This is a genomic window from Mycobacterium intracellulare ATCC 13950 (genome assembly GCF_000277125.1).
Taxonomy (GTDB): Bacteria; Actinomycetota; Actinomycetes; order Mycobacteriales; family Mycobacteriaceae; genus Mycobacterium; species Mycobacterium intracellulare.
This window is the reverse complement of record NC_016946.1, coordinates 4,987,339-5,000,573: the sequence shown is the minus strand read 5'-3', so window position 1 is coordinate 5,000,573 and position 13,235 is coordinate 4,987,339. Positions and strand designations below refer to the sequence as shown.

The 13,235-nt window shown below is 70.7% G+C and carries 15 protein-coding genes; 11 read left to right on the top strand and 4 right to left on the bottom strand.

The genetic code is table 11. The features are described 5' to 3' along the window. From OCU_RS48140 to eccE, 8 genes are all read left to right on the top strand, one after another. Nucleotides 1-309: a PE family protein gene (locus OCU_RS48140; RefSeq protein WP_009952515.1), complete on the top strand. Its 309-nt coding sequence runs from the start codon at nt 1-3 to the stop codon at nt 307-309. Between the two features lie 2 nt (nt 310-311). Beyond that, nucleotides 312-1,802, top strand: a complete 1,491-nt coding sequence (locus OCU_RS48135) for a PPE family protein (RefSeq protein ID WP_036429551.1) — start codon at nt 312-314, stop codon at nt 1,800-1,802. Between the two features lie 64 nt (nt 1,803-1,866). Next, a complete protein-coding gene (esxG, locus tag OCU_RS48130; RefSeq protein ID WP_008261664.1) occupies nt 1,867-2,160 on the top strand; it encodes a type VII secretion system protein EsxG in 294 nt (97 codons plus the stop codon). Between the two features lie 43 nt (nt 2,161-2,203). Beyond that, complete coding sequence (locus OCU_RS48125; protein ID WP_008261663.1) at nt 2,204-2,494, top strand: WXG100 family type VII secretion target; 291 nt, start codon at nt 2,204-2,206, stop codon at nt 2,492-2,494. Between the two features lie 20 nt (nt 2,495-2,514). Continuing rightward, entirely contained in the window at nt 2,515-3,417 is a 903-nt protein-coding gene (locus OCU_RS48120; RefSeq protein ID WP_008261661.1) for an ESX secretion-associated protein EspG, read from the top strand. Between the two features lie 78 nt (nt 3,418-3,495). After that, the gene (gene eccD, locus OCU_RS48115; RefSeq protein ID WP_085981113.1) at nt 3,496-4,920 is read left to right on the top strand and encodes a type VII secretion integral membrane protein EccD; all 1,425 of its coding nucleotides are present in this window, start codon (nt 3,496-3,498) and stop codon (nt 4,918-4,920) included. Next, the gene (mycP, locus tag OCU_RS48110) at nt 4,917-6,326 is read left to right on the top strand and encodes a type VII secretion-associated serine protease mycosin (RefSeq protein ID WP_014381361.1); all 1,410 of its coding nucleotides are present in this window, start codon (nt 4,917-4,919) and stop codon (nt 6,324-6,326) included. Before eccD ends, mycP begins: the two co-directional genes overlap by 4 nt. Before the next feature lie 2 nt (nt 6,327-6,328). After that, nucleotides 6,329-7,360 (top strand): type VII secretion protein EccE, encoded by a 1,032-nt coding sequence (gene eccE / locus OCU_RS48105; protein ID WP_036459850.1) that lies wholly within the window; start codon nt 6,329-6,331, stop codon nt 7,358-7,360. On the opposite strand, the gene OCU_RS48100 is transcribed toward eccE, so the two are convergent. Next, nucleotides 7,350-8,537 carry an alpha/beta hydrolase family protein gene (locus OCU_RS48100; protein ID WP_085981093.1) on the bottom strand — a complete coding sequence of 396 codons (1,188 nt, stop codon included), beginning with the start codon at nt 8,535-8,537 and terminating at the stop codon, nt 7,350-7,352. The two genes, eccE and OCU_RS48100, sit on opposite strands and share 11 nt — an antisense overlap. 176 nt (nt 8,538-8,713) lie before the next feature. Here OCU_RS48100 and OCU_RS48095 point away from each other — a divergent pair, with 176 nt between their 5' ends. Further along, nucleotides 8,714-9,493: a trans-aconitate 2-methyltransferase gene (locus tag OCU_RS48095; RefSeq protein ID WP_009955670.1), complete on the top strand. Its 780-nt coding sequence runs from the start codon at nt 8,714-8,716 to the stop codon at nt 9,491-9,493. 28 nt (nt 9,494-9,521) lie between these two features. Here OCU_RS48095 and OCU_RS48090 read toward each other — a convergent pair whose 3' ends face one another. Together OCU_RS48090 and bluB are read right to left on the bottom strand one after the other, a co-directional pair. Beyond that, nucleotides 9,522-10,919 (bottom strand): sulfatase family protein, encoded by a 1,398-nt coding sequence (locus tag OCU_RS48090; protein ID WP_014381358.1) that lies wholly within the window; start codon nt 10,917-10,919, stop codon nt 9,522-9,524. Nucleotides 10,920-10,988: 69 nt separating this feature from the next. Then, nucleotides 10,989-11,657 carry a 5,6-dimethylbenzimidazole synthase gene (gene bluB / locus OCU_RS48085; protein WP_014381357.1) on the bottom strand — a complete coding sequence of 223 codons (669 nt, stop codon included), beginning with the start codon at nt 11,655-11,657 and terminating at the stop codon, nt 10,989-10,991. A gap of 47 nt (nt 11,658-11,704) precedes the next feature. Between bluB and OCU_RS48080 the strand changes: the two genes are divergently transcribed. Continuing rightward, the gene (locus OCU_RS48080; RefSeq protein ID WP_014381356.1) at nt 11,705-11,989 is read left to right on the top strand and encodes a hypothetical protein; all 285 of its coding nucleotides are present in this window, start codon (nt 11,705-11,707) and stop codon (nt 11,987-11,989) included. Here OCU_RS48080 and OCU_RS48075 read toward each other — a convergent pair. Further along, nucleotides 11,973-12,455, bottom strand: a complete 483-nt coding sequence (locus OCU_RS48075) for a hypothetical protein (protein WP_009955665.1) — start codon at nt 12,453-12,455, stop codon at nt 11,973-11,975. The genes OCU_RS48080 and OCU_RS48075 overlap by 17 nt on opposite strands. 80 nt (nt 12,456-12,535) lie before the next feature. Between OCU_RS48075 and OCU_RS48070 the strand changes: the two genes are divergently transcribed. Beyond that, nucleotides 12,536-13,222, top strand: coding sequence for a phosphatase PAP2 family protein (locus OCU_RS48070; protein WP_014381355.1), 687 nt, complete (start codon nt 12,536-12,538; stop codon nt 13,220-13,222). The last annotated feature ends 13 nt before the right edge of the window (nt 13,223-13,235 follow it).

Sequence of the window (13,235 nt, the reverse complement as noted above, 5' to 3'; positions counted from 1 at the left end):
ATGACGCTGCGAGTGGTTCCCGAAGGACTGGCCGCCACCAGCGCCGCGGTGGAGGCGCTGACGGCACGGCTGGCCGCCGCACACGCGGCGGCGGCCCCGGCGATCACGGCGGTGGTCCCGCCGGCGGTCGATCCGGTGTCGCTGCAGACGGCCATGGGATTCAGCGCTCAGGGCCAGGAGCACTCGGCCATGGCGGTCCAGGGCGTCGAGGAGCTGGGCCGCGCCGGTCTCGGCGTCGGGGAAGCCGGCGCAAGCTATCTCGCGGGTGACACCGCGGCCGCTGCGACGTTCGGGATCGCGGGCGCCTGACGATGACTGCCCCCCTCGCCCCCATCTGGATGGCGTCGCCACCAGAGGTGCATTCGGCGTTGCTGAGCGCCGGTCCGGGACCGGGGCCGCTGTTGGCGGCCGCCGGTGCGTGGACCTCGCTCAGCGCCCAATACGCCACGGCGGCCGGGGAACTCAGTGCGCTGCTGGGGGAGGCGCAGGCGGGCGCGTGGGAAGGGCCGAGCGCCGAGCAGTATGTGGCGGCCCACCTGCCGTACCTGGCCTGGCTGCAGCAGGCCAGTGCCGACAGCGCGGGCGCCGCGGCGCAACAAGAGGTCGCGGCGACGGCGTACACGGCAGCGTTGGCGGCGATGCCGACACTGGGGGAGCTCGCCACCAACCACGCCGTGCACGCGGTGCTGGTGGGGACGAATTTCTTTGGCATCAACACCATTCCGATCGCGGTCAACGAAGCCGACTACGCGCGGATGTGGGTTCAGGCGGCCACCACCATGGGCACCTACCAGGCCGTCTCGGGTTCGGCGCTGGCCGCGGCGCCCCGCACCATGGCCGCGCCGACCATCGTCAATCCCGGGAGCGAGACCAACAACCTCACGTCCAACGCCGCACAGAACACCGGGGACTGGTGGCAGAACTTCATCCAGCAGTTGTCGAAGTTCCTGCAGGACTTCTTCCAGAACATCCAGCAGATGCTGCAGGACTTCTTCTCGAACCTGCCGGCGTTCCTGGCGGCCAACGGACCGCTGCTGTTCTTCATCGCCTACCAGGTGTTCTTCAACGCCGTCGGCTGGCCGACCTGGGGCGCGATCCTGACCGCACCGTTCCTGATTCCGCTGCTGCTGGGGATCGGCCTCAGCTCCCTGCTCACCACGCCCGCCGAGGCCGCGCCGGAGGCGGCGGCCCCGGCCGCGGTGGCCCCCGTGCTGGCGTCGAACAAGCCGTCCATGCTGCCGGCGGTCGCCATGGCGCCGACGGTGGCGACTCCCGCCGCCGCCCCGGCCACCACGGTCGCGGCCGGCACCGGCGCGCCGGCGGCCCCGGCGCCGGCGGCGGCGGCCGGAAACTTGGCCTACGTGGTCGCCTACGGCGCTGACCCGGACACCGGCGTCGGTCCCACCCTGACCGGGCGCGGCGGGGCCAAGGCGCCGGCGGCGACGATCCCGGCGGCCGGCGCGGCGGCACCGGCCCGCGCCGAGGCGCGGGCTCGGCGCAGGCGGCGAGCCGCGCTGCACGACCACGCCGACGAATTCGCGGACATGGAATCCGATTTCGGTGTGCCCCCGGACTACGGCGACGAGGAAGAGCTGGCGGCCGCGGTGGCTTCGGCCCAGGGGGCCGGACCGCTCGGGTTCGCCGGAACCAAGCAGAGGCAGAAGGCGTTTCAGGCGGCGGGATTGACCAAGCTGGCCGACGACGACTTCGGCGGCGGCCCACGGATGCCGATGGTGCCCGGCACGTGGGAGCAGGACGCCGTCAACGGTAGGGGCCCAGCCGAACCGGGGAAGGGGGGATAAGGCAGTCAGCCACATCCAGGTGAACTACTCCAAACCCCAACGGACGCAATAGAAAGGAATCACCATGAGTATGTTGGACGCTCATATTCCGCAGTTGGTTGCCTCGCAGTCGGCGTTCAGCGCCAAGGCCGCGTTGCTGCGCAGCACGATCAGCCAGGCCGAGCAGGAAGCGATGTCGGCGCAGGCCTTCCACCAGGGCGAGTCCTCGGCGGCGTTCCAGGCCGCGCACGCGCGGTTCGTGGAGGTCGCCGCACGGGTCAACACGCTGCTGGATATCGCCCAGGCCAACCTCGGCGACGCCGCCGGCACCTACGTGGCCGCGGACGCGGCGGCCGCCTCCGGTTACACCGCGTTCTGATCCAGCCACCCTTAGACGCCACCAAACCGCGAAAGGACTTCTGATGTCGCAGATCATGTACAACTACCCGGCGATGTTGAGCCACGCCGCCGACATGTCGGGCTACGCCGGCACGATGCAGGGGCTCGGCGCCGACATCTCCGCCGAACAGGCCACGCTGTCCAACGCCTGGCAGGGTGACACCGGTATGACCTACCAGGTGTGGCAGGCCCAGTGGAACCAGGCCATGGAAAGCCTGGTGCGCGCGTACCAGTCGATGGCCAGCACCCACGAGGCCAACACCATGTCGATGCTGGCCCGCGACCAGGCCGAAGCCGCCAAGTGGGGCGGCTAGTTCGTGGCTGAACGAGCCTGATGGAACCAGCTCCCAACGCCGTCGAGCTGACGGTCGACCACGCGTGGTTCATCGCGGAAACGATTGGGGCGGGAAGCTTCCCGTGGGTATTGGCAATCACCTGCCCCTATCGTGATGCCGCGGAACGCAACGCGTTCCTCGACCGTCAGAAGGCGGAGCTCACCCAGATGGGCCTGGTATCGGAAGGCGGGCTCATCAACCCCGCGGTTGCCGAGTGGATCAAAGTGGTGTGTTTTCCCGAGCGGTGGCTCGACCTGCGTTACGTCGGCCCCGCCAAGGACGCCGGTGCGGCCGGCGGCGCCGGCGAGCTACTGCGCGGCATCGTCGCGCAGCGCGCCGGGGCCGGCGGCCGGCCGTCGAGGACGGTGGTCGCGTTGCGCAGCGCGCAGCTGATCACGTTCACCGCCATGGACATCGACGATCCGCGCGCCCTGGTTCCGGTCCTGTGCGTCGGGCTCGCCCAGCGGCAACCGGCTCGGTTCGACGAGTTCAGCATGCCGACCCGGGTGGGCGCCCGCGCCGACGAGCGGCTGCGTTCCGGTGCTCCACTCGCCGAAGTCCTTGACTATCTTGGTATTCCGCAATCGGCGCGTCCTGTGGTGGAGTCGGTGTTCAACGGGTCGCGAAGCTACGTCGAGATCGTCGCCGGCTGCCACCGCGACGGTCGACACTCCACCACCGAGGTGGGTATGAGCATTGTCGACGCAAGCGAGGGCCGGGTCCTGGTCAGCCCGTCCCGCGCGTTCGACGGCGAGTGGGTTTCGACCTTCGCGCCCGGCACCCCGTTCGCGATCGCCGTCGCGATCGAACAATTGACCGCCCAATTGCCCGACGCCGGATGGTTCGCCGAACACCGGCTAGCACGAGACTTTTCGAATTCAACACTGTCCGTCCAACACTGAAAGAAATAGAGAAGAGAGCACGATGTTCCAGGAACGGCCGCAACATTCTTCGAGGGTCCGGTGACGTCCGGAACCGTCATGCCGATCGTCCGCGTGGCAATTCTCGCGGACAGCAGGTTGACGGAAATGGCCCTGCCCGCCGAGCTGCCGCTGCGCGAAATCCTGCCCGCGGTCCAGCGTTTGGTGGTCCCGGCCACCGCGAACGGCGACGGCGAGGACGCCTCCGGCTCGCGCGGCGCCGCCGAGGTCGGTGGCGCGACCCAACTGAGCCTGGCGCCCATCGGTGGCGCGCCGTTCAGTCTGGACGCGAGCCTGGACACGGTCGGCGTCGTCGACGGTGACCTGCTCGCGCTGCAGCCGGTGCCGGCCGGCCCGGCCGCACCCGGAATCGTCGAGGACATCGCCGACGCCGCGATGATTTTCTCCACCTCTCGGCTCAAGCCTTGGGGCACAACGCATATCCAGCGTGGCGCGCTGGCCGCGGCGATCGCCGTGGCCTTCCTGGCGACCGGCCTGTCGGTCACCTACCGCGTCGCCACCGGCGCGCTGTCCGGGCTGGTTGCGGTCAGCGCGGTGGCGGCGCTGACCGCGATCGTCGGCCTGCTCGTCACGGCGCGCTCGGCGCGCACCGGCACGGCGCTGTCGATCGCCGCGCTGGTGCCCATCGCCGCCGCGCTGGTGCTGGCGGTGCCGGGCAGGTTCGGCCCGGCGCAGGTGATGCTGGCCGCGGCCGGGGTCACCGCGTGGTCGCTGATCGCCTTGATGGTGCCTAGCGCCGAACGGGAACGTATCGCCGGATTCTTCACCGCGACGGCGGTGCTGGGCGCCGCGGTGCTGCTGGCCGCCGGAGCCGAATTGCTCTGGCACGTCAAGCTGGTCGCCATCGGCTGCGGACTGATCGTGGCCGCGCTGCTGGTCACCATCGAGGCGGCGCAAATGTCCGCGCTGTGGGCCCGTTTCCCGCTGCCGGTGATTCCGGCGCCCGGGGATCCCACGCCGTCGGCGCCCTCGCTGCAGGTGCTCGAGGACCTGCCCCGCCGGGTCCGGATCAGCGACGCCCACCAGAGCGGATTCATCGCCGCCGCGGTGTTGCTCAGCGTCCTGGGCTCGGTCACGATCGCGCTGCGCCCGGAGACGCTGAGCGGCGCGGGTTGGTACGTGGTCGGGGCGACCGCCGCGGCATCGGTGCTGCGCGCCCGGGTGTGGGATTCGGCCGCCTGCAAGGCATGGCTGCTCGCCCAGCCCTTCCTGGCCGCCGGCGTGCTGCTGGTGATCTACACGGCGACGGGACGCTACGGCGCCGCCCTCGGTGCGGCCGTGGTGCTCCTGGCGCTCGTGGCGGTGTGGATCGTGCTGGCGTTGAACCCGGGAATCGCTGAGCCGGAGAGCTATTCGCTTCCGGTGCGCCGGCTGGTGGGCTTCGCCGCGGCGGGACTCGACGCCTCGCTGATCCCCGTCATGGCGTTCGTGGTCGGGTTGTTCAGCCTGGTGCTCAATCGATGATTCGATCGGCATCAGCCTGCTTCGCGGCGGTGTTGGCCCTGTTGCCGGCCACCGCGACGTGGACGAGTCCGCCGGCTTTCGCGATCAGCCCGCCGACCGTCGATCCCGGCGTCCCCCCACCGAGCGGGGCGCCGGGGCCGGTGCAGCCGATGGAGCAGCGCGGACCGTGCGTGACGTCCGGGGTCATCCCGGGCAGCGATCCGGGCGCCCCCACGCCCAGCCAGTCGGCGCTGAATCTGCCTGCGGCATGGCAGTTCTCGCGTGGCGACGGTCAGCTGGTCGCCGTCCTCGACACCGGGGTGCGGCCGGGTCCGCGGCTGCCCAATGTCGAGCCGGGCGGCGACTTCGTCGAGGCCACCGACGGCCTGACCGACTGCGACGGACACGGCACGCTGGTCGCCGGGATCATCGCCGGCCAGCCGTCGCCGGACGACGGGTTCTCGGGCGTGGCCCCCGCGGCGCGGGTGGTGTCGATCAGGACGTCGTCGGCCAGGTTCTCCCCCCGCACGCCGGGCGGCGACCCGCTGATGGCGCGGGTGTCGACCGAGGTCACGACCCTCGCCCGGGCCATCGTGCACGCGGCCGACCTCGGCGCCCGGGTCATCGACGTCGGCTCGGCCACCTGCCTGCCCGTCGACCGCCCCGTCGACCAGGCCGCCCTCGGCGCCGCCGTGCGCTACGCGGCGGTGGACAAGGACGCGGTGATCGTGGCCGCCGCGGGCAACAGCGGACCGACCGGATCGTTCGCCGGTGGGACGTCGTGCGAATCCAACCCGCTCACCGACCTGAGCCGTCCGAACGATCCGCGCAACTGGGCCGGCGTCACCTCCGTGTCCATCCCGTCGTTGTGGCAGCCCTACGTGCTTTCGGTGGCGTCGCTGACCCCGGAGGGCCAGCCGTCGAAATTCACCGTGGCGGGCCCGTGGGTGGGTGTCGCGGCGCCGGGCGAGCGCATCGTGTCGGTGGGCAACGGTGACGGCGCGGGCCTGGCGAACGGCCTGCCCGACGACCATCAGCAACTGGTCGCCCTCAAGGGCACCAGCTACGCGGCCGGTTACGTCGCCGGCGTCGCGGCGCTGGTGCGCAGCAAGTATCCCGATCTGTCCGCCACCGCGGTGACGCATCGCATCACCGCGACCGCGCACAACGGCGCCCGCGACCCGTCCAACGTGGTCGGCGCCGGCAGCGTGGACCCGGTGGCCGCGCTGACCTGGCAGTTGCCCGCCGGCGACCAGCCGAGCGGGGCGGCGGCCAAGCAGGTCGCTCTGCCTCCGGCCCCGGCGCCCGAGAACACCACACCGCGGACCGTCGCGGTGGTCGGCACCGCCGTGCTGGCCGTGCTGGTCGCCGTGGCCGGCGCGGTCACCACCATCGCCGCACGCCGTCGAAAGGACCCCACCCCGTGAAGATGTCGATACCTACCCCCGGGAGCGGGCGAATCACGTTGGCGCTCTTGGCCATTGTGCCCGCGGTTATGGCCTACCCATGGCGATCGCCACGAGACTACTGGCTGCTCGGCATCGCGGCGGCCGTCGTGATCGTGCTGTTCGGCTGGTGGGGTGGCCTGTATTTCACCACCTTGGTGCGCCGCCGCCTGGCGATCATCGGGCGCGCCAACGCGTTCACCCCGCAGCCCCCCGCCACGGCGACCACCGCCCTGGTCCGGGTGGGCGCACCGGAGGACGACTCCGATGTGCTGCCGCTGCCGCTGATCGCCGGCTACCTGGACCGCTACGGCATCCGGGCGGACAAGATCCGGATCACCAGCCGGGACAACGCCTCCGACACATCGCGGCGCGAGACCTGGATCGGGCTCACCGTGTCGGCGCCGGAGAACCTGGCCGCGCTGCGGGCCCGCTCGCCGCGGATCCCGCTGCAGGAGACCGCCCAGGTCGCGGCGCGGCGCCTGGCCGACCACCTCCGCGAGATCGGCTGGGAAGCGACCGCCGTCGCACCCGACGACGTTCCCCGGCTGTTGACGTCCAACCCCCGCGAGCGGTGGCGCGGCGTGCAGCGCGGCGCATCGGATTACATTGCGGCATACCAGATCCGGGTGGATGAGGCCTTGCCGGAGACGTTGGACGCCATCCGGTCGCATGCGGCCCGCGAGACCTGCACCGCGCTGGAGATCGCCGGCGACAAGGCCCACCCCACCGTCGCGGTGGCGTGCGCGTTCCAGACCGACACCCCGCCGGAGCGCACGGCGCCGCTGGACGGGCTGACCCCGCAGCGCGGGAACCACCTGCCCGCACTGACGGCGCTGGACCTGTTGTCGACGGCGCGGCTGGACGGACACACGACCGCGCCCGCGGGCCTGCTCGCCCAGCTGCACTGGCCCACCCTGGTCGGCGGGGCCCATCGGGCGTCGTCGGCCGGCGGCCCGGAAACCAACTCGGCAACCACCGAGACCACCGACACCCTCGAGGCCGCTAGAACATGACCTCCTGCAGGAATGCCGTCATCCGGCGCAGGTAGTCCAACTGGCTCACGTGCAACACGTGGCTGCCCGGAAACCAGTGCAGCGCACAGTGATCCCAGTGCCGCCATAGCTTGACGGCGTGGTCCGGCGGCGCCATCCGGTCGCCGAGGCCGGTGATGATCATCCGGCGGTCCCGTCCGACCAGCGGCGGGTAACTGAGCGGGCAGTGGTACGCCATGCCGGCGCTCAACGCCTCGTGGCTGATATCGGAGAGGCGCAGGCCCATCCGCACCAGCTTGTTGGCCGGGAACCATTCGTCGAACAGCGTCGCGGGAGTGACGACCGGGCAGTTGGGGATGACGGCCTCGAGCCGATCGTCGGCGGAGGCCACCAGCGCCGAGGTGTAGCCACCCAGCGAGATGCCGGTGAGCGCGATCCGGTCGACACCGGTGTGGCGCAGGTAGTCGATGACGGAACGAAAGTCGTGCACGGCCTGGGCCATCGCCTCGGCGAAACCGCTGAGACCGCCGGCGAAATAGCCGAAACCGCTGAAGGGCGAGAACTTTTCGGCCCGCTTGCCGTGAAAGGGCAGCGTGTACATCAACACGTCGTAGCCCGCCCGGTAGTACCAGGGCAGCGAGAAGAACCGCCCGTTGGCCAGATACCACGACCCCATGAAGCCGTGGATGACGCACAGCGTGGGCCGCGGCCCGTCGTCGTGGCGCCAGTGCTGCGCGCGCACCATGTTGTTGGATCCCCACGCGCTCCAGCGCGCGCGCATCGCGGGGTTGATCGCGGTGAAGCTGCTGGGGAACGCGATGTTGTCGACCGTGCCGCGCGCGACCCACTCCGCCAGCGGGCTGGCGCGACGCGAGGTCACCCGCGGCAACTCGGTGGGCGCCGGAAAGGACCGCGCGGGATCTCCCGCCGCCCCCAGCTCGGTATAGAAGTCGAGGTTGCTCCGCTCGGTCGAGGCATCGGATTGCCGCAGGGCGCCCGCGACCACGAACGGTGTCACCGTGGTGGTGAGCAGCGAGGCCACCCAGGTGCGCAGGGCCAGATCACCGAGGGCCGATGCCTCGACTACCATTCGCTGACGGGGCGACAACGCCGAGTGGGGGGGTAATCTGCCGGCGCCGGCCGGCACATCGGCGCCGGGAACGTCTGGAACGGGGACCGGCGGGTCGATCGGGTCCATGTCGGGCGCCACGAACGCCGATGGTAGCCGGACGGGCTCGCGCTTCCAGGATGTTCGACCGGTTTCGGTCGCTACGGTCTTATCCCGGGACCACGGCGGTGATGCCGGTGCACCATAGGGGTAATACGGTTTGCTATCAGCCGGCTAGCGACGGCGCGTTGATCAGGAGGACCGACATGTGGGACCCGGACGTCTACCTGGCCTTTGCCGATCACCGCGGCCGGCCCTTCTACGATCTGCTGTCGCGGGTGGGCGCCGAGCGGGCGCGCCGCGTCGTCGATCTCGGTTGCGGGCCCGGACACCTGACGACATACCTGGGCCGGCGCTGGCCGGACGCGGTGATCGAGGCGATGGACAGCTCCCCGGAGATGGTGGCCGCCGCCAAGGAGCGCGGCATCGACGCCGTCACCGGCGACCTGCGCGACTGGAAGCCCCAGCCCGACACCGATGTGGTGGTCAGCAACGCGGCCCTGCACTGGGTGCCCGAGCATGCCGACCTGTTGCTGCGGTGGGCGGGCGAGCTGGCGCCCGGATCGTGGATCGGGGTGCAGATGCCGGGCAACTTCGAGTCCCCGTCCTACGCGGCGGTGCGGGCGCTGGCCCGCCGTGAGCCGTATGCGAAGTTGTTGCGCGACATACCGTTTCGCGTCGGTGCGGTGGTGCAGCCGCCCGCGCACTATGCCAACCTGCTGCTGGATGCGGGATGCCGGGTCGACGTCTGGGAGACCACGTATCTGCATCAGCTGACCGGCGAGCATCCGGTGCTGGAGTGGATCACCGGCACGGCGCTGGTCCCGGTGCGCGAGCGGCTCGACGACGACACCTGGCAGCAGTTCCGCGAGGAGTTGATTCCGCTGCTGTCCGACGCCTATCCGGCGCGCTCAGACGGTTCGACGATCTTCCCGTTCCGGCGGGTCTTCGTCGTCGCCGTGGTGGGCGGCGCGGGCCGCGCGTAGCGGGTCGCCACCATCGGACCAGCCGCGACTATCGCTGCGCGGGCTTGCCTTCTTCGATGCCCCGGTCGGCGGCGATGGCCGACCGCGGGGTCGGCTTGGCGCCGTGATGGATCTGCAGGTATGTCTCGGTGTACCGCGCGGCGATGCGGGTGCCGGCGAACTCCGAGGGGATGACGTCGCCGGTGCGCTGGCGCCAATCATGCAGCAGGACAGCGAGATCGGCCGCGACGTCCTCGACGTCCGCGCCGTCGTCGGCCAGCAGGTTGGTGGTTTCGGTGGGATCGGCGCGCAGATCGTAGAGCTCCCGCTCGGGCCGCGGCGCCGTGACGAGCGGGGCCACGGCCACCCCCGACGGGCTTTCCTCGATGTCCCAGGGCAGATCCAGCAGCGGCCGCGACGCGTAGTTCTCGATGTAGCTGTAGTCCTTGGTGCGGATCGCGCGAATCGGATCGAACGAGTCGTGATAGGTCTTCATCGTGTACACCTCGTCGCGCACCGGCGCGGCGGGCGGGTCCGGCTCCAGCAGGACACCCGCGTGCGACACACCGTCGACGTCGGCGGGGGCGTCGATTCCCAACAGCCCCAACAGCGTTGGCACCAGGTCGACGGCGCTGAACAGCTCGTCGTAGACGCGGGGCGTCACACCCCGGTCGGTGGGTGGCCGGATGATCATGCCGATGCCGGTTCCCGCGTCGTACAGCGTGGATTTCGCGCGGGGGAACGCCGGGCCGTGGTCGGTGAAGAACACCACCCAGGTGGTGGCGTCTAATCCCGTGTCCGCCAGCGTGTCCAGCAACCGTCCGACGGCGGCGTCTGCCGCGCTGATGGCCCCGTAGAAGGCGGCCAGGTCGCCACGCACCTCGGGGGTGTCGGGCAGGTAGTCGGGCAGCTCGACGTCGGCGCCCTCGGCCGGGGTGTATCGGTCCTCGGGGTAGGGGCGGTGCGTCTCGAAAAACCCGGCGGTCAACAAAAAGGGTTGTCCCACCAGGCCATCGGCGCTTTGCCGCAACCATTCGTCGGCCTTGTCGGCGACGTAGTCGCAGTAGGAGTTCGATACGTCGAACTCGTCGAAACCCAGCCGCTTAGGGTAGGACGTCTCGTGCTGCATGCCGAAAAGCGCTGAATACCAACCCGATTCGGACAGGATTTGGGGGAGTGTGCGGATTCCGCTGCGGTATTCCCAGCCGTGGTGCGCCAGGCCGATGAGGCCGTTGGATTGCGGATAGCGTCCGGTGAACAGCGACCCGCGCGACGGCGAGCACAGCGGCGCGGTGGCGTGCGCCCGGGTGAACAGGATGCCCTCGGCCGCAAGGCGGTCCATTCGCGGGCTCGACACGTCCGGGTGCCCGTAGACGCCGAGGTAGCGGCCCAGGTCGTGCCAGTGCACGATCAGCACGTTGTCCTTGCCCGGCGTCAATTGCGTCACCTCTCACCTTGCCCCGCGACCGGCGACGATACCGCAACGTGCTGCGGCGATCCCCGCCGCGTCGGCTCGTCAGGCGGACGGGAGGCGCCCCCACCGGTTCTCGCAGACGAACTCCGACAGCGGCCGCGCCACGGCCCAGCCGTCCAGTTCGAGGGCCGGGCGATCGGGGAATTCGGGCACCGGCCCCAGGCACAGGATGGCCACCGGCTCCGCCCCGTCCGGCATGTCGAGCAGCGAGGCCAACCGTTGCGGATCGAAGAGCGACACCCAGCCCATGCCGAGCCCTTCGGATCGCGCTGCCAGCCACAGGTTCTGGATGGCGCACGACACCGACGCCAGGTCCATCTGCGGCAGGGTGCGCCGCCCGAACACGTGCTTGTCGCGGTCGTCGCCCAGCGCCACCACCAACAGTTCGGCGCAATCGAGGATGCCCTCCACCTTGAGCGCCAGGAATTCGTCGCCCCGCTCGCCCAGCGCGGCGGCCGTGCGCGGGCGTTCCTCGTCGACGAGTGCGTGGATGCGGCGCCGCAGCGCATCGTCGGTGATCCGGATGAAGCGCCACGGCTGCATCAGCCCGACGCTGGGCGCGGCGTGCGCGGCCTGCAGCAGGCGTGCCAGCAGCTCCTCGTCCACCACCGCGCCGGGAACGAACCGGCGCATGTCACGGCGTTCGGAGATGACGCGATAGACGGCGCGCCGCTCCTGCGGGCTGAATGCCTGATCGGTCACGTCAGCCATCGTAGGAAATCCGCATTAGCGTGGACGTGTCCCGAAGGGAGTGTCCCGTGAAGCCTTCCGATGTCCTCGAGCAACTGGCCGCCGATCCCGCCGCCGGCCGCGGCTATGGCGAGCCCTACCAGACCCCCGACGGCACCACCGTCATCGTGGTCGCCAAACCGCTGGGGGTCTTCGCCATCCGCGACGGCCGGGCCACCTGGACGCCGGCCGTGGACGCGAATCGCATCGCCCTGATCGGGGTGGTCACCGGCCTGCTGGCCGGGGTGATCGGCAGCCTGGCGGTGCTGCGGCAGCCGCCGTGGCCGCGGATCACGATCAGGGACTATAGGTAACGCCAACCGCGCGGAAGACGTATTCCGGCGGCATGTCGAACGCCAGCGACCGCCGCGGCAGGGTGTCGAGCACCTCGGCCGGGATGGCGACCTTGTAGTGCAGCGACAACTCGCCGCTGAACTTTTGGTCGACCGCGGAGACATCGACGTCGACCTGCAGGCCCGTCGACGAGATCTCCACGTTCGCGGCGCCGGTCTGCGGCGCGTCCCAGCGCACGCTGACGGTCGGGCCGGCCAGCCGGGGCAGCATCGACAGCGTTGCCAGCACCCGCTCCGAGGTGAAGGCCAGCGACCCCGTGTAGCTGGCGACGCCGTGCGGCAACCGCACCCCGGGGATGGTGCCGCTGAAACGCCGGGTCACCGCGACGTAATCGGCAAGGTAGATAAGGCCTTCCGATTCGACCTGGGCGTGCAGCTCGTCGGGCAGCTTGCCGATGCCGAACAACCTGCGGACAAAGACGGCCATACCGCCAGTATGACCGCGCGGCGCGACTCCGTGGGGCGGGCGCACGGCCGCCGCCGCGGCCGTGCTGGTATCGGTGGGTGATGACCCGCCCGAGGACGCCGTTGGCCGCCGGGATCGCCGCGCTGGCCGCGGCGGTGTACGCGCTCATGTGGGTGGGCTACCGCCAGCGCTGGGCGTGGCTGTACCGCGTGGACTGGTCCCTGCTGGACGGGGCGCGGGCGCTGGCGATCAAGCACCCGTCGTGGCTGCGGTTCGCCGAATCGGTGTCGTTCGTGCTGGGACCGGGCGCGCTGGCCGTGCTGGGGATCTCCGTGACGGTGCTCGCCCTGGTGATGCGCCAACTGCGGGCCGCGCTGGTGCTGGTGCTGGCGTGCGCGCCGTGCAACGAGTTCGCGACGGCGGCGGTCAAGGCGCTGGCCGACCGCCCGCGGCCGCCGACCATGCTGGTTCCGGCGGCCGCCACCTCGTTTCCGTCCGGTCATGCGCTCGAGGCGACCGCCGGGCTGCTCGCGATGCTGTCGTTCGCGCTGCCGATGATGAACGTGGCGGCGCGGCGCATCGCGGTCGCCGCGGTGGCGGTGGCGCTGCCGGCGGTCGGCCTCTCCCGGGTGGCGCTGAACGTGCATTACCCGTCCGACGTACTGGCCGGCTGGTCGCTGGGATACCTGTATTTCCTGGTGTGCCTCTGGGTTTTTCGTCCCCCCGCCCCGACCGTCCGAGCTAAAGCCCTGCGGCGGTGGGCATTTGGTCACGGCGCGGTGACCTAACCGGGGCTAAAGC